The organism is Pseudomonas graminis (genome assembly GCF_013201545.1).
GTDB lineage: Bacteria > Pseudomonadota > Gammaproteobacteria > Pseudomonadales > Pseudomonadaceae > Aquipseudomonas.
Window position 1 is genome coordinate 940,213 of the sequence record NZ_CP053746.1, and the last position, 20,458, is coordinate 960,670.

Here is a 20,458-nt window from a genome sequence, read left to right on the forward strand (position 1 = left end):
GAATCTTTACGTATTCCAATATGAAGCGGCTCTGTTAAGCCGGTCGGCATGATGGATACCCACTGAACGGTAATTTCGGAGAGTCACCCCCATGAGCAGTGTTGTTGCCATCGTCAAAAGCATTGTTGGCCAGGTAGTCGCAGTTTCCCCGGAAGGGATTCGTCGTGTGCTGATCGAGGGTGACCGGCTGTTCACCGGCGAGCAGGTTCTGACAGGCCCGGGAGGCGCAGTCACGCTGCAGCTTGCTGATGGCCGTCAACTGGACATCGGTCGTGACAGCCAATGGAGCGCCGACGCACCGGCCTCCACCACCAACCTTGCTGAAGCCACCGCGCAAGCGGCACCTTCGGTTGCGGAACTGCAGCAGGCCATCGCGGCCGGCGCCGACCCGACCAAAGACCTCGAAGCCACTGCGGCAGGTCCGCAGGCCGCGCCAGGTGATGGCGGCAACGCGGGCGGCGGCCACAGCGTCGTGATGCTCACCGAGACCGCAGGCGTGGTGAATCCGACCATCGGCTTCCCGACCAACGGTCTGGGCACCACTGCCACGCCTCCACCTACGCTGGTTAATGGCCTGGCCATCGACAACGGTAATGGCAACGGGACCCCTGTCGCGCCGACGCCGACGGGCACCCTGACACTGACCGCCACCCAGACGCTGACCGAAGCCGGCGGCGCGCTGGTTTACACGGCAAACGTCACTCAGGCCCCGACGTCGGACCTGACGATCGCCCTGTCCAACGGGTCCACCATTGTCATTCGTGGCGGCGACACTTCGGGCTCCACCACTGTTCAAGTAGCTGACAACAACACGCCGTACATCGACCCGTCCGTCATTAGCACCACCATCACTGGCACCACCGGCGGTGGCGGCCTGGTCGTGACGACCGACCCGACTCCGGCGGTGACAACCATCACCGACACCATCGACACCACCTTTGCCAGCATCACCGGCACCCAGTCGGTTGTTGAAGGCCAGGCCGCCACGTATACCATTACGTTGAGCAATCCGGCGCAGACCGAAGTCACGATCAACCTGACCTACAGCGGCACCGCGACCGACGGCACCGACTACACGCAAGTGGTCAGCGTGAAGATCCCTGCCAACAGCAGCAGCGTCACCTTCGACCTGAACACACTGAATGACACGATCCCGGAAGGCGTTGAAAACGTCACCGTCGCGATTGGCGCCATCAGCGGCGGCAACTTCGAGAACGTCGCTGTCAGCCCGACCAATGGCAGCGTCACCACCACCATCATCGACAACGACGCGCTGCCGGTTGTCGATCCAAACGGCGCCGGTAACGGCACCAACAGCGAAACCACCTTTACCGAAGGCCAGGCTGGCGTATCGATCGCCGGCCAGTTGACCATCACCGATGCCGACAGCCCGAACCTGCAAAGCGCGCGCGTCATCCTGACCAACCCTCAGGACACTGACACACTGGTGGTGGGCAGCCCGAATGCGAACATCGCGGTCAGCACCGCCACCGTCAACGGCCAGATTGTCCTGACCCTGACCGGCGCCGCCACTGCTGCCGAGTACGAAGCCGTGATCAAGTCGATCACCTTCCAGAACAGCAGCGAAGACCCGAGTGTCGCGGACCGCACCATCACGGTGACCGTCAACGACGGCCAGAATGATTCCGCACCGGCGACCAGCATCGTGCACGTCGTCGCCGTCAATGACGCCCCTACCGTCTCGTTCACTGGCACCGACTACGTCGAAAACGGCGCGCCTCAGGCACTGGTCAGCAACCTGCAGATCGGTGACGTCGACGGCGGCCAGTTGAGCGGCGCGAAGATCACCGTGACCGGCGTTCAGGCCGAAGACCTGATCGCTTCGCCGTCCTTCCAGGGCGGCAACAGCGGCACTACGGCTTCGGGCATCAGCTACACGCTGGGCAACGACGCCAACGGGAACGTTGTCATTCAGTTGAGCGGCAACGCGTCGATCGCCGACTACACCACGCTGATCAACTCGATCACGTACGCCAACAGCAGTGACGCTCCGATCACCACCCCGCGCGGCGTGACGATCGAAGTGACTGACGTGGACACCCACGGCACTAACAACCTGACGGGCAGCGCCACCGGCGAAGTCGCCATCACCCCGGTCAACGACGCCCCTACCGTCATCGACGCATCGGGCAACGGCGACGAAGACACCACCATCGCGGTCAAGCTGACCGGCGCTGACGTCGACGGCACCATCGATCACTTCAACCTGGTCAGCCTGGCAGCCAACGGCACCTTCTACGCTGATGCTGCCGGCACCCAGGCGCTGACCAGTCTCAGCAACATCGCGGCTACCGCCAACGGCGCGACGATCTACTTCAAGCCGAACGCCAACTGGGCGGGCGACACCAGCTTCACCTATACCGCTGTCGATAATCAGGGCCAGCCAGCCGGCGCGCCAGCCAACGGCATCATCAACGTCACGCCGGTCGCCGATGCACCGATTGTCACCGTTGCCAACGCCCAAGGCGCCGAAGACACCGCGATCAAGCTGACCCTGAGCACGGCGCTGGTCGATACCGACGGTTCCGAATCCCTGGGCCCGCTTGTTGTGTCGGGCATTCCGGTCAACGCCGTGCTGAGTGACGGCAATGGCCACAGCTACACCTCGATTCCGACCGGTGACGGCGCCGTCTACATCGACGGTTGGGACCTGAACAACCTGACGATCACTCCGCCGAAAGACTTCAACGGCGAGATCATCCTGAAAGTGAGCTCGACGTCGACCGAGGGCGCCAACAAGGATTCGGCCACCACGACGCAGTCTCTGACCGTGACCGTCGGGCCGGTTAACGACGCGCCTACCGTCACCTTTACCAACCCTGACTACGTCGAGAACGGCGCACCTCAGCCATTGGTCGGCAACCTGCAGATCGGCGACATCGACAGCACCCAGCTGAGCAGCGCAAAAATCACGCTGACCGGTATTCAGGCTGAAGACTTGATCGTTTCCCAGTACTACAAGGACGCCAACAGCGGCGATGCCGCCTTTGGCATCAAGTACACGCTGAGCAACGACGCCAACGGCAACATCGTGATTGATCTGACCGGCAACGCGTCGGTCGCCGACTACACCACGGTGATCAACTCGATCACCTACGCCAACAGCAGTGATAACCCGAGCACCACACCGCGCGGCGTGACCATCGCTGTCACCGACGTGGATGCCAACGGCACCAACAACTTGTCGGGCAGCGCCACCGGTGTCATTAACGTCACGCCGGTCAATGATGCGCCGACCGTGAGCGCGGCTCAGGGCCAGGGTAACGAAGACACGGCGATCGCGGTCAAGCTGACCGGCGCTGACGTCGACGGCAAGATTGATCACTTCAACCTGATCACCATGGCCGAGCACGGCAAGTTCTACGCCGATGCCGCCGGGACCCAGGAGCTGACCAACCTCAGCAACATCGCCGCCAGCAACAACAGCGCGACGATCTACTTCAAGCCGGACGCCAACTGGGCCGGTGACACCAGCTTCACCTACACCGCTGTCGACAATCAGAATCTGGCAGCGGGCGCACCGGCCAACGGCATCATCAATGTCACGCCGGTGGCCGATGCACCAACCGTTACCGTCACCAACGCCCAGGGCGCTGAAGACAGCGCCATCAAGCTGGACCTGAGCGCTGCCCTGGTGGACACCGACGGTTCCGAGTCCCTCGGACCGGTCATTGTGGGCGGCATTCCGGTGGGCGCGGTGCTCAGCGATGGCAACGGCCACAGCTACACCTCCATCCCTGTTTCTGAAGGCGGCGATGGCGAGGCTTACCTCACCGGCTGGAACCTGAGCACCCTGACTATCACGCCGCCGAAAGACTTCAACGGCTTGATCAACCTGCAAGTGAGCTCGACGTCGACCGAAAGCGCCAACAACGACTCGGCCACCACGGTCAAGTTGCTGACCGTCAACGTCACGCCAGTCAACGATGCGCCTGTTGTCGACACGACCACAGGCAAGGGCAACGAAGACACCACCATTGCCGTCAAGCTGACTGGCTCTGATGTCGACGGCACCATTGACCACTTCAACCTGGTCAACACGCCTGCCAATGGCACGTTCTACTCCGACGCCGCGGGCACTCAGCCGCTGACCAACTTGACCAACATCACCGCCACCAACAACGGCGCGACGATCTACTTCAAGCCGGACGCGAACTGGAACGGCAGCACGCCGTTCACCTACACCGCCGTCGACAATCAGGGCCTGGCGTCGACTCCGGCAGCCGGCACCCTCACGGTTACGCCTGTCAACGACGCCCCGGTGGTGAATTTCGACAGCACCACTTACACCGAAAAAGGCGCCGCGGTTGCGCTGGTCAACAACTTCAGCATCACTGACGTCGACAGCACCCAGCTGAGCAGCGCGAAAATCACGCTGACCGGTATTCAGGCTGAAGACCTGATCGTTTCCTCGTACTACAAAGACAGCAACAGCGCCGAAACCGGTCTGGGCATCAAGTACACGCTGAGCAACGACGCCAACGGCAACATCGTTATCGATTTGACCGGTAAGGCTTCGGTGGCCAACTACGAGACCCTGATCAAGTCGATCACCTACGCCGATGACAGTAGCAATCCGAGCACCACGCCACGCGGCGTGACCATCACCGTGACCGACGTGGATGCCAACGGCACCAACAACCAGACCGTTGTTCACGACAGTAAGGTCAACGTCATCGCCGTGAACGACGCGCCTATCGTCGACAACGCCACAGGCAAGGGCAACGAAGACACCACCATCGCCGTCAAGCTGACTGGCTCTGACGTCGACGGCACCATTGGCCACTTCAACCTGGTCAGTGCGCCTGCACATGGCACGTTCTACTCGGACGCCGCCGGCACCCAGCCGCTGACCAACTTGACCAACATCACCGCCAGCAACAACGGCGCGACGATCTACTTCAAGCCGGACGCCAACTGGGCCGGTGACACCACCTTCACCTACACAGCTGTCGATAACCAGAACCTGCCAGCCGGTAACACGGCAACTGGCACGATCAACGTCACGCCCGTGGCTGATGCACCAAGCGTTACCGTCACCAACGCTCAGGGCGCTGAAGACAGCGCCATCAAGCTGGACCTGAGCGCTGCCCTGGTGGACACCGACGGTTCCGAGTCCCTCGGCCCCGTCATTGTGGGCGGCATTCCAGTGGGCGCGGTGTTGAGCGATGGCAACGGCAACAGCTACACCTCCCTCCCTGTTTCTGAAGGCGGCGATGGCGAGGCTTACCTCACCGGCTGGAACCTGAGCACCCTGACTATCACGCCGCCGAAAGACTTCAACGGCTCGTTCAACCTGCAAGTGAGCTCGACGTCAACCGAAAGCGCCAACAACGACTCGGCCACCTCGATTAAGTCGCTGACCGTCAACGTCTCGTCAGTCAACGATGCACCAGTTGTCGACACGACCACAGGCAAGGGCAACGAAGACACCACCATTGCCGTCAAGCTGACCGGCTCTGACGTCGACGGCACCATTGACCACTTCAACCTGGTCAACACGCCTGCCAATGGCACGTTCTACTCCGACGCCGCGGGTACTCAGCCGCTGACCAACTTGACCAACATCACCGCCACCAACAACGGCGCAACGATCTACTTCAAGCCGGACGCGAACTGGAATGGCAGCACGCCGTTCACCTACACAGCCGTCGACAACCAGGGCCTGACGTCCACTACCCCTGCCACCGGCACCATTACGGTCACGGCAGTCAACGACGCGCCTGTGGTCGACTTCGGCAGCATTACCTACACCGAGAATGGCGCACCGATTGCCCTCGTTAAAGACTTCAGCATCACCGATGTCGACAGCACTGAGCTGAGCAGCGCGAAAATCACGCTGACCGGCATCAAAGGCGAAGACCTGATCGCTTCCCAGTACTACAAAGCCGGCACCGACGGCACCATCGGCACAACCGATCTGGGTATCAGCTACAAGCTCAGCAACGACGCCAACGGCAACATCGTCATCGACCTGACCGGCAAGGCTTCGATCGCCAGCTACGAAACCCTGATCAAGTCGATCACCTACGCCGACAACAGCAACAACCCGAGCACCGCGCCACGTGGCGTGACCATCGCTGTCACCGACGTGGATGCCAACGGCACCGACAACCTGACTGTCGTCCACAACAGCCAGATCAACGTGATCGCGGTCAACGACGCGCCGGTCATCGGCCATACCGGGACGGGCAAAGAGTTCGGCAACACCTGGAACGAAACCGCCGTGGGTGGCGATGTCACCGCGCCGGGCAAAGGCCCGGGGCAGATCGCTCGCGATTTCACCCTGAACGACGCTGACAGCACCACACTGAAAAGCGCGACCGTCACGCTGACCAACTTCAAGGACGGCGACGTCCTGAATGTCGGCAAACCGGGCGCCCTGACCTACACCCTCAGTGATGTGAAAGACGCTTCCGGCGCAGTGACCGGCAAGACCATCACCTTCGGCCCAGGCACAGCAGCCCAGTACCAGACGGCGATTCAGTCGATCACCTTCGACAGCACGTCCCACGACCCGTCGAAAGACAACCGTATCATCAACATCAGCGTCGACGACGGCAGCGCGGTCAACAACATCGCGTCCACGACCTCGACGATCCACATCACCACGGTCAACGATGTACCGACCGTGAGCACTGCGTCGGTTGGCTTCACCGAAAACGACGCAGCGGTCTCGATCGTCAAGAACCTGAACCTGGCCGACGTCGACAACACCACCCTGAGCAAGGCCGTGGTTTCGGTCGATGTGAAAGCCGGCGACGTGCTGACCTTCACCGGCACTGCGCCGAAAGGCGTCAGCGTGGTGGAAACCCACAACGATGCAGGCCTGGTGAACGGCTTCAAGATCACTGGCATCGCGACCGTTGACCAGTACAAGGCGCTGATCCAGTCGATCACCTTCAACAGCCCGGGCGATAACCCTCAGGCGGGTGACCGTGCCGTGACGGTTCAAGTGACCGACTCCGGCGCGAAAGGCGACGGCACCGGTACGCAGGATTCGCTGGTTGCCGGCAGCAAGATCACCGTCACCGCCGTGAACGACGCGCCGGTCATCGGCCACGCCGGTGATGGCAAGGAATTCGGCAATACCTGGAACGAAACCCTGGTCGGCGGCGATGTCACCGCTCCGGGCAAAGGCCCGGGCCTGATCGCTCGCGACTTCACCGTCAGCGACGCCGACAGCCCGACGCTGCAAAGCGCTACCGTCACGCTGACCAACTTCAAAGCGGGTGACCTGCTGGCAGTTGGTAACGCTGCGGGGCTGAGCTACACCACGACGGACATCGTCATCAACAACGTTGTGACTGGCAAGGTCATCACGTTCGGTGCGGGCACGGCGGCTCAGTATCAAACGGCGATTTCGTCGATTACCTTCGACAGCACGTCTCACGACCCTGTCAAAGACGACCGCATCATCAACATCAGCGTCAACGACGGCAGCGCCACCAACAACATCAACACCACCTCGACGATTCACATCACGACGGTCAACGATGTTCCGGTGGCCAATGCCACGACCGGCAGCGGTAACGAAGACAGCCCGGCCATCGCCGTGACGCTGAGCGCGACCGACGTGGACAGCAAAATCGACCACTTCAACCTGGTCGACATGGCTGCACACGGCACGTTCTACGCCGATGCGGCGGGCAAGGTCGCGTTGACCAGCCTGAGCAACATCGTCGCCGTCGGCAACGCTGCAACGGTGTACTTCAAGCCAGCCGCCGATTGGGCGGGCAGCACCTCATTTACCTATAAGGCAGTGGATGATCAGGGTCTGGCGAGTTCGGTCAAGGCCACTGGCACCATCAGCGTGGCGCCTGTCGCCGACCAACCGCTGGTCACGCTGGGCGAAGATGCAGTCGTGAAGCACGGCATGACGAAAGATGTGTATGTTCGTACCCTGGACTTGGGCACCGACGGTCAAGGCGCGGGCGAGGCGGCCCTCAAGGCCGGTTTCAGCACTGCTGTCGCGCCGACCACTCACAGCGTCGCTACAAGTGCCCAGGATTCGTCGATTGCCGCTGGCACCGGCACCAAGCTGTCCGGCCTGATCTTCATGGAAGCCGGTCACACCTATACATTCGCCGGTAATGCGGACGACAGTCTGTTGATCACCGTGGGCGGCCAGACGGCGGCAAGCGCGACATGGGGCGCGGGCGGCAAGATTTCGGGGGCGGGCTTCACACCCACGACGTCGGGCTACTACACCCTGGACGTTTACCACTACAACCAGGCCGGGCCGGGCAATTACAACATCACGCTGGTCGACTCCTCCAAATCAGGCGCTGTCGCTGTCGCTTTGGATAGCGCCAACACGAAACTTTACGCATCGGTCGATGACCTGAAGGCTGCCAACCCGAACATTTCGTCGCTGCAAGAAACCGCGGCCGGCAGTGGTGAGGGTTACTACTCAGCCTACGAGCTGAACCACGGCACTGAAGGCAACGCGATCAAGCTCAGCTCGGTCAAAGTGATGTTCGGTGACAGCCTCGACGGCTCCGAGACGCACGTAATCAAGGCCACCGGCGCGCCGGCGGGCTCGATCCTGACCGACGCTGCCGGCCATACGGCAACTGTGACGAACGTGAGCGAAGGGGTCGATGTCAGCAAATTCGACTTGTCGACGCTGAGCATCACCACGCCTGGCTTCAGCGGCAAGTTCAACCTGACCATCACCGCCACGGCAACCGAAGCGGACGTGGAGGGCGTGAATACCTCAGTCAAGAGCGCCACCGATGCGAAGGTGATCGCCGTCAACGTCGAGGCTCAGACTTATACCTCAATCGAAGGTCTGCCTGGCACTGACCCGACGCCAGTCAATGGCACCCTTGGTGGCGACATTATCGTTGGCGACGTCAGCGGCACGACCATCGTGCAGGGCAAGAGCTACAACATCGCCTTCATCGTCGACAGCTCGGGCAGCATGGGCAAAACCCTCGACACGGCGAAGACGCAGCTGCAGTCGGTCTTCGAGAAACTGGCGAACGGTGCTCAGACGGCCAACGCCGGCAAGATCAACGTGCTGCTGGTGGATTTCGACACCAACGTGCGCTCGACCGTGTCGGTGGACATGTCTGACAAGGCCGCTGCGCTGAAAACATTGGCCGCTGCTCTGGCGACCATGACATCGGGCGGTACCACCAACTACGAAGATGCCTTCAAAACCACAGCGAACTGGTTTGCCGGTTTGAACAGCACCAACCCGACGGGCGAGAACCGCACCTACTTCATCACCGACGGCGAGCCGAACGTTTACCAGAACACCAGCACGGTGCTAGGGACGGTGAACGGTACGGCGATCCTGCTCGCGACTGCGCTTGATAGCTGGCATCTGGGCAGCACGTACTCGGTGAATGGCAAGGTCGCCATCGACGCCGAGGGTCATGTTTACAGTTACGCCAATAGCACGACCGGCAAGTCGGTAGGCACCCTCGCCCTCCACGCCGACGGCAAGGGCGGTCAGGAATACAGCCTCAATTCACCTGAAACCAACGGCAGCAGCGTCGTGCTGGCTGAAGCGGACACCGGTTACGCGCTGTTGCTGAAGCAGTCGCCAACCATCGAAGCGATCGGCCTGAACTCGGCGGTCAAGACGAGCACGCTGAATCACTACGACAGCGACGGCCACGCGCAGACCAACGTCAACGCGGACGACCTGGCGAAAGCGGTACTGGGCGACCAGAAAGCAATCGCACCGGGCAGCGACACCCTCAACGGTGGCGACGGCAATGACATCCTGTTCGGTGATCTGATCACCTTCAACAACCAGGGCGGCATTACGGCGCTGAAGGCGTTCGCGGCGGATACCTTGCACGTCAACGTGTCGACCATCGATGACAAGACGCTGCATTCGTTCGTTACCAACCACCTCGATCAGGTGGCAGACCTGGCCGGCAAGTCGTCGACTTCGCTGGACGGCAACGACACCCTTCTGGGCGGCAATGGCAATGACATCCTGTTCGGTCAGGGTGGCAATGACGTGCTCGTCGGCGGCAAAGGCAACGACATCCTCTTCGGCGGCGCCGGTGCGGACACGTTTACCTGGAAAGCCGGCGACACCAACAGCGGTGGCGTTGACGTGATCAAGGACTTCAACAAGGACGCTGGCGACCGCATTGATCTGCGTGACCTGCTGCAAGGTGAAGACACCGACACCCTCAGCAAGTACCTGCAGGTCAGCAACGATGGCCATGACACCATTCTGCAGGTCAGCACCACCGGGCAGTTTGCAACCAACGCCACTGCGGCGGCTGCGGCAACCACGGCCGATGTGCACATCAAGGTAGAAGGCGTGACCTGGAGCAATGCCATGGTCAACTCGCTGGTGAGCGGTGCGGATCCGACCATCAAAGTCGATCACCACTGATAGCTGAGTCGCGAGAGCTGTTGTACTGTGCTGGCAGCCGTCCCTGACGGTTGCCAGCCCGGTTACTCCCTGAGGAATGAGCCATGTTTTACGTTCAGCGCGATGCCGATGGCACGCTAGTTCGCGTGGAAGCGACGGCTTTTGCCGAAGCGAGCGAGCAACTGCCGCCCGATGACCATCAGGTGCAAGCCTGGTTTGCCAACGAAGTGGTCGAGAAGAGCCTGATCCAGCTTAAGTCCAGCGACATGGACATGATCCGGGTACTGGACGACTTGATTCAGGTCCTGACCAGTAAGGGTATCCTCAACATCACCGACCTCCCCCCCGCCGCACAGGCGAAATTGATGGATCGTACCCAGGCCCGGGAAACACTGGGCGGCCTGAGCGACTTGATCAATGATGATGAACAACGGCTGATCTGAAGCCGTTTTTCGTACACACCTTCCTGCAACGACTTACTGGCGGACCGCGACCTCAATCCCTGTGGTTGTGACGGCATGCTGCCGCACAGCTAACAGTGCACGTCTGGGGGGTGACCGGAGTGGCGCCCCACCTTGCTCACGAAGACGATATTTCAGCCGCTGAAGATGTGGCGGATGTATTGGCCTCTTCGCGAGCAAGCTCGCTCCCACCATTCACACCCGCATCCAAATGAAGTGGTCAACTTTTTCCGGACACCTCAATCGGTGATTGTCAGACCGCTTGCCGCTCGTACTGATTGGGCGTCATGTTGCCCAACGTCGAGTGCAATCGCCCCTCGTTATAGAACCGCACGATGTAATCAGTGATGTCCTTTATTGCTTCGCCGTGGTTGGCGTAATCCTTTCTCCAGGTGCGCTCCATCTTTAGGTTCAGGAAGAAGCGCTCCATCACTGCATTGTCCCAGCAATTACCTTTTCGGCTCATGCTGCAACGCATCCCGTTGCGAGTCAGCAGCGATTGATAAGCAGCTCCCGCGTACTGGCTGCCTCTGTCCGAGTGGGCAATCAGGCCCGGTTCAGGCTGCCTTTGAGCAATGGCCAGTTGCATCGCGCTGGTCACCAGTTCGGCGCGCATATGGGGTGCCATGGCCCAGCCGACGATTTTGCGTGAAAACAGGTCCATAACCGCAGCCAGATAGACCCAACCGCTTCGTGTGCGTATATAGGTGATGTCTGCGACCCATGACTGATTGATTGCCTTGGGGTTGAACTGGCGATTAAGCAGGTTTTCAGCAACCGGCAAGTTGTGGTTACTGTCGGTTGTGTGGATAAACTTGCGCTTCCAGATCGGGCGCAGACCCTGCTGTTTCATGAGGCGACGAACCTTGAAACGACCGATGGAAACACCTTCATCACGCAGCGCGCCCAGCACGCGGCGGCTACCGTAGCAGTGTTCTTTGGACTCGAATGTCGCCTTGACCATGGCCGCTGCATTGCAGATGGGCTTGGGTTTCTGGCAACGTTGGCGAGCTTCATAGAACCCGGAACGACTGATCCGCAAAACCCGGCAGATATGAGCCACCGGGTAGGCCTTGCGATGTAATTGGTGAACCAGTTGATGGATCACTTCAATTCGCGGGCAAAGAAGGCCGTGGCTTTTTTTAGGATGTCGTTGTCCATTTTTAGCTGCCGAATCTGCTGCTCCAACTGACGAATTCGCTGCTGCTCACTGGTCAATGGATTACCAATACCCGGCCCGCCCAACAGCTCGGCCTTGTATTGCTCAACCCAACGACGCACTGCCGTATCACTCAGATTCATGTCAAGACAGACCGAGTTCACGCTCTGGCCCTGATCGACGATGAGCTTGCAGACATCAAGCTTGAAGGCTGCATCGAATTTTCTGTATTTCTTGGTCATGATCGTTCCTCAATGGGTACAGTTTCCCCCATTGAGGTGTCCGGGGTCATTAGGCCAGCTCAAAAATCCGCGTCGCACGCAAATCCACTGTGGGAGCAATCGGAGGTTACGACGGTCGCGAAGCGGCGTGTCTGTGACATCGATGCCGTCTGACACACCACGTTCGCGAGCAAGCTCACTCCTACAATTTTCGTATCCGCATCCAAATCCGCGTCGAACGCAAATCCCTGTGGGAGCAATCGGAGGTTACGACGGTCGCGAAGCGGCGGGTCTGTGGCATCACTGTCGTCTGACCCACCGCCTTCGCGAGCAAGCTCACTCCTACAATTTTCGTATCCGCACCCAAATCTGCGTCGCACGCAAATCCCCTGTGGGAGCAATCGGAGGTTGAGACGGTCGCGAAAGCGGCGGGTCTGTGACATCAATGCCGTCTGACACACCGCTTCGCGAGCAAGCTCACTCCTACAATTTTCGTATCCGCATCCAAATCCGCGTCGAACGCAAATCCCTGTGGGAGCAATCGGAGGTTACGACGGTCGCGAAGCGGCGGGTCTGTGGCATCACTGTCGTCTGACCCACCGCCTTCGCGAGCAAGCTCACTCCTACAATTTTCGTATCAGCATCCAAATCCGCGTCGAACGCAAATCCACTGTGGGAGCAATCGGAGGTTACGACGGACGCGAAGCGGCGGGTCTGTGACATCGATGCCGTCTGACACACCACGTTCGCGGGCCAGCAGGCCTACACATGGCGCGTCAGCCATCGATATTGAGTTAAAACAGCGGGCGAGTTGTTTAATCGATTACTTCCACGGCGCGGGATCCCCGAACAGCCGCCCTTGCACCCCTTCGATCCCCATCTCCAGAATCACCCGGTGTTCGCCTTCGGTCTCGACGCGCTCGGCGATCAGCGGCAGGTCGATGCTGTGGGCCGCGCGCTGGACCGCTTCGATGAACAAACGCTTGTGGCTTTCCTGGTCGATGGTGCGGATGTAGCTGCCATCGATTTTCAGATACGCCAGCCCCAGATGCGCCAGGTTGCCGATCATGCTGAAACGCCCACCAAAGCGCTGCAGCGCCAGGGAATAGCCGGCTTCCTGCAGACGGCGGGTCAACTTCTCCAATACCGATTGCTCGGGCACTTGCTCCTCGCCGATCTCGAAGGTCAGGCGCGGGCCCAGTTTCGGATGCTGGCGCAGGGCGTTGAACACTTCATTCAGCGCCGACGGATCATTGAGCGTGGCCGCCGACAGGTTCAGCGCCAACCGCTCGTTGTGAGTGCCCAGATGCGCCAGCACCTCCCGCAGCATCAGCAAATCCAGGCGACTCGACCAGCCAAAGCGTTCCAGCCAGGGCAGAAAACGCCCCGCCGGAATCGTCACACCGTCGGCATCGACCAGCCGCGACAGGACCTTGTAGTGCATCACGGTCGAGCCATCGCCCGACGCGACCACCGGCTGAAAGAACAACTGAAAACGCCCATGGGCCAGCGCCCGGTCCAGCGTCCTGTGCCACTCATGCTGATCTTCACCCAGATCGCCAATCGCGCCACGCTCGATGCAATACCACGATTGCTCGCCGCCACTTTCAGCCTGGGACAGCGCCTGATCCGCCAACCCCAGAAGGGTCATCGACGCATCGCCCGGGCTGTACGGCGCCAGCCCCATGTGCGCGACCGGCGAGACATCGGAGGCGCCAGTGGCCTCCAGGCTCTGCAGCGCCGCGTCAAGGTTCTGCACCAGCTGCACGGCTTCATCGTGAACCATGCCCGGCGCCAGCACGGCGAACTCGCCGCCACGGCTGCGGCTGATGAGGTTGCGGGTTTCCGGGTACTTTTCGCAGTGGCGCACCAACTGCTCGGCCACCGCCACCAGCAAGGCATCGGTGCGCTTGCCGCCCAGACGCTGGTTCAAGCCGGCCAGGTCGTTGACGCGCAACATCATCAAATACCCCGCCCGACCGTCTTCCAGATGGCTGACGTGGGCGTTGAGCTGCATGTCGAAATAACGGCGGTTGGACAGCCCGGTCAGGCTGTCCTGATACGACTCGATACGCAGCTTCTCACTGCGCTCGGTGCTTTCCTGAAACAGCGCCTTGAGCTTCTCGACCATCTGGTTCATCGCCTGCACCACCCGGCGCAGCTCCGGCGTGCGCGGCAGTTCAGGCAGAACGAGAAACTCGCGACGACCAATCGCCTGGGACTGCGCCACCATGTAATCCAGCGGCTTGAGCTGCCGGCGCAGCAACATCGCGCCCAGAATCGCACTGACCACGCCGCACACCAGCAACCAACCCAAGCTGCCCAGCGCGCTCTGCCACAACTTGGCCAGCGCGAACATCGGGTGGCTGACCACCTCGACCCGCGCCGTCTGCTGCCAGCCACGGCTGACAATCGCCTCGCCGCCTGCGGGCTCAAGCCCGATGGCGTTGATGAACCACTGCGGCACGCCCTGATTGTCCGGCGTTGCACTACGCTCGACGATCGCGTCGCCACTGGCCAGGTCCACCACCCGGATGCTCGCGTAGTAACCGCTGTCGAAGATCGACGCCACCATCAGCTCGACCATCGCCGGGTCGTCGATGTTGGACGTCAGCGACAGCGCCAGCGAGGTTGCGGCGTCCTGGGCGTGGGAACGCAACTGATTGACGTACTGCGCCCGCGAGCTTTCCAGGCTGACGACAAAACTCCCCGCAAAGGCAACCACCATGAACAGACAGATCGCGATCAACAGCTGTTTGAACAGAGACATCAGTACTCCTAATTCTCGGGCTCGGTGGGGAAGCCTTCTGCAGTCATTTTTTTCAGCACGTCCTGCCACCGGGACAGACGTTTGGTGTCGCTCACTTTCTTGTTGCCCTGCGCGCCAGGCAGCCACAGTCCTTCAGCGTTGAAGGCATACACCGGCAACAGGTCCGTTCGTTGGCTGGCAGGTTTGATGTCGTCGATCAGGCTGTCGAGCACCAGCGGCATCGCGTTCGGGCTCGAATAATAGGTCAGCACCATGTGTGCGCGGTTCAGGCGCAGCGCCTTGACGTAGGTGATCAGCAGCTTCTCGCTGGGCACACCCAAGCGGCGCAGGCTGAAATACTTGGCGATCGCATAATCCTCACAATCCCCCGCGCCCTTGATCAGCGACTCGACCGGGGTCGCCCAGTAATCGACCTCGTGCCACAGGTCGATGTCCTCGGCGTAGCGCATCTGCTTGTTGAAGAACAGGTTCACGACCTTCAACTTGTCGAGCTCGCTGACCTGCTTCTCGGTCGCCAGCAGGTTCTGCCAGGCATCGATGCGCTGCTTGCCGGCGCCCAAGGGCCCATACAACGCTTCGGCACGACGGCTGATCAGCGAAAAATCCCAGTCCGCGCGCAGATAGCCGACACACGCCGTGCACGTCAGTGCAAGCGCCAGAAGCAACCATAATCCAGGGCGCTTTTGAGCCGAGCGTGCTGCCAATTTGTCTAGTCCATCAGGCCATGGATAACGGAAAGCGATGGTGAGGGGTTGGGGACGGAAACGCAATGGCGCGGTGAGATCATGCGCAGAAGCAAATGCCCGCAAACGCGACTCATGACAGACTCGCGCCCCTTGATTTCATGGCTGCCAGGTTGCCAGCCAAACGCTGGCGGTAGGCTGAAAAGTGCCTGTGCCACACCAATAGGGGCGTGTTTTCCCCGTTTACTTGGGGCCTGAGTTATTCAAGTCTTTCAGTGCTTCTGAATCATCCCCGCCCAGCCAGACGTTCACACTGGCAACGCTTTCTTGCGAGAGCTTGCCGGCCCAGCGATTCAGAATGAACAGGTTGGTGATGAAGTCGTACTGGGATTTCAGCAAGTCGCCCCTGGCCTTGAACTCATTCTGCACAGCGGTCAGCACGTCGACGGCGTTGACCACGCCATAGGTGAACGCCTTCTGCGCCGCGATGCTCGACTGCTTGGCCGAGGACAACGCATTCTGCCCCGCGCGAATCTTGTCCACAGCGGATTGAGCCGTGAGATACGCGTTGGTTGTTTCCTTCACCACTTGCCGGCGAACGCCTTCAAGGTCCTGCTCGGCCGCGTACTGCTCGTCATACAGCCCGCTCACCCGCGCGGACGTCGAGCCGCCGCTGTAGATCGGCACTTTCAGGCCAATGGTGGCGACGTAGCTGTCACTTCGCGGGGTCAGGGTGTTGTCGTAACCGACATCACTTTGCGAAGCACCGAGGTTGAAACTCAGCGAGGGGTAATGCCCGCCCTTCCCTTCACGCACTGCCGCATCGGCCGCGGCGAGATTGCTTTCATAGGCTTTGAGTCGAGGGTTGCTGTCGAGCGCCTGGGCAATCCAGGCGTCCAGCGGCAGCGTCGGCGCTTCCAGCGCGATGTCGTTACGGATTCGGCTCAAGCGATCATTGATCGGCCGGCCGACGATTTCCGACAACCCTTCCCGAGACAGACGCACCTGATTGCGCGCTTCAATTTCCTGGGCAATCAGCAAATCGACCCGGGCTTTGAGGTCCAGCATATCGGTGATTTTGGCCATCTGCCTGGCGTACAAGGCGTTGACGCGATCAAGGCTGCCCTGAGTGGCGCGACGCTCGGCCGAGACCAGCTCAAGCGCATCGTCGGCGGCCAGCGCAGCAAAATAGCGCTTGGCCAGATCCACCGTCGCTTCCGCCTGAGAGTCTTCGGACTGCGAGCTCTTCTGCAGCGTGACGCTCTTGGCCTTCTGATAACGCTCCCACGCTTCCTTGTTGTAGATGAACTGGCTCAGGTTCAGCGAATAGCTTTTGTTGTCATAGATGTCCCGGGATTGCTCATCCTTGCGCAGAATCCGGTTGATGTTGCTGCTCGCCGAAACCTGCGGCAGCAAACCACCAAACGCTTCACGCTCCTGCTGCTTGGCAGACCTTGCATGGGCGTAGGCCGAAAGAATGCGTGGATCTTCAAGCCGCGACTCTTTGTACAGCGTCATCAGGTCCAGCGAATAGGTCGAAGCGCTCACCTGCTGCGGCGCTGCGGGCTGCGCGGCACTGGCGTTTAGCGCGAACAAACCGAAAAGCAGACCGGGAAGCATACGGACCACGGTCATTCCTCGATCATCGATTTGGCGAACATGTTGCGCGCAGGCTTGAGCAGGTACTGCAGCATGGTGCGTTCGCCGGCATTGATCAGCACCTCGGCGGGCATGCCCGCCTGCAACTTGCGATCACCCAACCGCTTCAAGCCTTCGTCAGTCACCTTCACACGCACCAGGTAATAGCCCTCGTTGGTTTTCTCGTCCGTCAGTCGGTCAGCCGAGATGCGCGTGACCTGCCCCTGAATCACCGGCGTGGTCGCAGCGTTGAAGGCGCTGAAGCGGATGTCGGTGAGCTTGCCGAGGGTGATGCGGTCGATGTCGTTGGTCGACACATGGGCCTCGACCACCAGGTCCGAAGACTCCGGCACGATGTCCAGCAACGGTGTCCCGGCGCTGACGACCCCACCGATCGTGTGTACTTTCATGTCCAGCACCATGCCGTCCTCCGGCGCGCGGATGACGATGCGCGACAGCCTGTCCTTGAGCGCGCTGGCCTTCTCTTGCAGGTCGAAGACCTGGGCTTGTACATCACTCAGATCCTTGGCCACGTCGGAGCTGAATTTCTGATTGGTCTGGACGATCTGCATCTCGGTTTCGTTGATCTGCAGACGCGTCTTGGTGATGGTCGACTGGTGGTCAGCGACCTCAGACTTGAGCATGTCCAGCTTTCGTTCCTGCTCAAGCAGGCGCTGCTTGTCAACGAAGCCCTGACGCAGCAGGTCCTTCAGCTCGGTGATTTCACCGGTGTAGGACTTTTCGAGACTGACCTTGGTGGCGATCATGTCGTTGAGGCCAATGATCTGCTGCTTCAACTGGCCGATGCGCTCTTTCTGCACGGAGATTTCACCCAGACGCGCGTCGTGCCGCGACCGGAAAACCTGAGCCTCACCATCGATGGCCTCACGGGCGCGATCGCTTTCAACGCCATCGATTTTCAACGCCGGAATCGCCGGCTGATCGTCACGCTCGGCGCGAAGACGCGCTTCTTTGGCGCGGGCGGTGATGAGCTGGTTGCGGGTGGATTCGTACTCCGAGCTGAGCTGACCATCGTCAAGGATGATCAACGGATCGCCCTTGTGCACCGTGTCGCCCTCACGGGCGAGCAGTTCTTTGACGATGCCGCCCTCGAGGTGCTGGACGGTTTTGCGGTAGCTCTGCACGGTGACAACCCCGGAACCGTAGACGGCGTTGGCCAGCGGGGCGAACGCTGCCCAGGTGCCAAACAACCCGAAGGTCACCAGGACAATCGCCATCCCGACCCGGCGGATGCCACGGTCGGAAGTGGGCATGTCTTCAGAATGCTCGTCGAGCACGGTTATCGCGTTACTGGTCATTCACGAATTCCTGTCAGGCGCTGGGCTGAATGGCGCCGGTCGATGCCGGAGCAACCCGGGGCGGGTTCTGACCCTGCGCCTGGGCCTGTGCCTGGGCTTGAGCTTTGGCCTGTTGCTGAGCCAGTTCGGCGATCACTTGATCACGCGGGCCGTACATCGTCAGGGTGCCGCTGTTCAGGACCATGATCCGGTCAAGCCGTGACAGCACGTTAGGGCGGTGGGAAATGATGAACACCGTCGCGCCCGTCTCTTTCATCTTCTGCAGCGCAACACCCAGCGCACGCTCACCGACCTCATCGAGGTTGGAGTTGGGCTCATCCAGCACGATCAACCGAGGGCTGCCGTACACCGCACGCGCCAGACCGATACGCTGGCGCTGCCCGCCCGAGAGGTTGAGGCCCTCGCTGCCGATCACCGTGTCGTAGCCGTCGGGCAACTGCAGGATCATTTCGTGGACGCCAGCCGTGCGCGCCGCCAGCACGACTTTATCGGGCTCGATCTTGCCGAAGCGGGCGATGTTATCGCTGATGCTGCCTTCGAACAGCTCGATGTCCTGAGGCAGATAGCCCAGGTGCGGACCGAGCTTTTGCTTGTCCCACGCACTGATGTCAGCGCCGTCGAGCCTGACCACACCATGCTGAGGCGGCCAGATCCCAAGCAACGCCCGCGCCAGCGTCGACTTGCCTGCCGCACTGGGCCCGACGATGCCTACGATGCTGCCAGCGGGCGTCACGAAACTGATGTTTTTGATCACCGCCGCTTTCGCACCCGGCGGCGCGACGAACAGGCCTTCGACCTGCAAGTGCCCTTCCGGATCCGGCAACGACATGCGCTCGGGCTCGGCGTTGAGCTTGTCCAGGGTTTCATTCAAACGCTGGTACTGCACGCGCGCTGAGACGAAGCCTTTCCAGCTGCCGATCATCTGATCGATCGGCGCGAGTGCACGGCCCAGCAGGATAGAACCCGCCATCATCAAGCCAGGATTGATCTCATGGGTAATCACCAGGTACGCGCCCGCCGCCAGCATCATCGACTGGGCCCAGGCCCGGAATGTCTTGGAAATCGAAGTGATCACGCCGCTCTTGTCGCTGGCCCCGGACTGCAGCACCAGCACGCGCCGCTGCCGAACCGCCCACCGACCCATCAGGGTGTCGAGCATGCCCATCGACTCGATGACTTCAGCGTTGCGCAGGCTTTTGGTGGTGTGCAGGTTGGCGGTAAGGCTTTGCTTGTTGGCCTCTGCCAGTGCGCCGCCGGTGTAGCGATGATTGACGTACGCCAGCGTCACCAGCACCACCGCCGAGATCACCGTCATCCAGCCAAACCAGGGGTGAAACAGAAACATCACCGCGGTGTACACCGGAAGCCAGGGCGCATCGAAGAACGCAAACAGCCCGTTGCCGGTGAGAAATTGCCGCAGCGAGGTCAGGTCATTGAGGGACTGCGCCGACGCGTCCATGCCGCCGCTGTTCAGCGCTTTCCGGAAACTGGCGCGGTACACGTCGCGACTGAGCAGCACATCCAGCCGGTTGCTGATGCGCACCATGATGCGCGACCGCACCCACTCCAGCGACCCGAGCGTCAGCATCAGGATGGTGAGAATAAGGGTGAGCATGATCAGCGTGGACGTGCTGCTGCTCGGCACCACCCGTCCCGAGACCTGGATCATGTAAAAGGTCGGAACCAGCATCAAGGTGTTGACGAACAGACTGAAGAACCCGACCGAGAGGAAACTCCCTCGACAAGCCTTGAGCGCCGCTTGCAGGTTATTTTCGTGTGAGCGATTCATAGAATCCATGGCTGAAGATAGGGGGCGGCGAAGCCGTGGACGTGCGGCA

8 protein-coding genes are annotated in these 20,458 nt (G+C 60.7%); 2 read left to right on the plus strand and 6 right to left on the minus strand.

The genetic code is table 11. The annotated features are described in order from the left end of the window. The first annotated feature begins 91 nt into the window (after positions 1-91). Together FX982_RS04320 and FX982_RS04325 are read left to right on the plus strand one after the other, a co-directional pair. On the plus strand, positions 92-10,390 hold the full coding sequence (locus tag FX982_RS04320) for a retention module-containing protein (RefSeq protein WP_172609782.1): 10,299 nt from the start codon (positions 92-94) through the stop codon (positions 10,388-10,390). A gap of 83 nt (positions 10,391-10,473) precedes the next feature. After that, positions 10,474-10,812, plus strand: coding sequence for a tryptophan synthase subunit beta (locus FX982_RS04325; RefSeq protein WP_122536948.1), 339 nt, complete (start codon positions 10,474-10,476; stop codon positions 10,810-10,812). Between the two features lie 271 nt (positions 10,813-11,083). Here the strand turns inward: FX982_RS04325 and FX982_RS04330 are convergent. The 6 genes from FX982_RS04330 to FX982_RS04355 all read right to left on the minus strand — a co-directional run bounded on the left by FX982_RS04330 (position 11,084) and on the right by FX982_RS04355 (position 20,409). Then, positions 11,084-12,231 (minus strand): IS3 family transposase gene (locus FX982_RS04330; protein ID WP_172609322.1). Its coding sequence is split into 2 segments (ribosomal slippage): positions 11,084-11,976 and positions 11,976-12,231, totalling 1,149 coding nucleotides; the frame shifts between segments, so codons are not numbered across the junction. Positions 12,232-13,033: 802 nt separating this feature from the next. Next, positions 13,034-14,980 (minus strand): cyclic di-GMP receptor LapD, encoded by a 1,947-nt coding sequence (gene lapD, locus FX982_RS04335; RefSeq protein WP_172609783.1) that lies wholly within the window; start codon positions 14,978-14,980, stop codon positions 13,034-13,036. A gap of 8 nt (positions 14,981-14,988) precedes the next feature. After that, complete coding sequence (gene lapG / locus FX982_RS04340) at positions 14,989-15,684, minus strand: cysteine protease LapG (RefSeq protein ID WP_420793034.1); 696 nt, start codon at positions 15,682-15,684, stop codon at positions 14,989-14,991. A gap of 222 nt (positions 15,685-15,906) precedes the next feature. After that, on the minus strand, positions 15,907-17,298 hold the full coding sequence (locus FX982_RS04345) for a TolC family outer membrane protein (RefSeq protein ID WP_172609784.1): 1,392 nt from the start codon (positions 17,296-17,298) through the stop codon (positions 15,907-15,909). After that, positions 17,295-18,620, minus strand: coding sequence for an HlyD family type I secretion periplasmic adaptor subunit (locus tag FX982_RS04350; protein WP_172609785.1), 1,326 nt, complete (start codon positions 18,618-18,620; stop codon positions 17,295-17,297). The genes FX982_RS04345 and FX982_RS04350 overlap by 4 nt, the downstream gene beginning before the upstream one ends. Before the next feature lie 13 nt (positions 18,621-18,633). Beyond that, entirely contained in the window at positions 18,634-20,409 is a 1,776-nt protein-coding gene (locus FX982_RS04355) for a type I secretion system permease/ATPase (protein ID WP_172609786.1), read from the minus strand. Between the last annotated feature and the right edge of the window lie 49 nt (positions 20,410-20,458).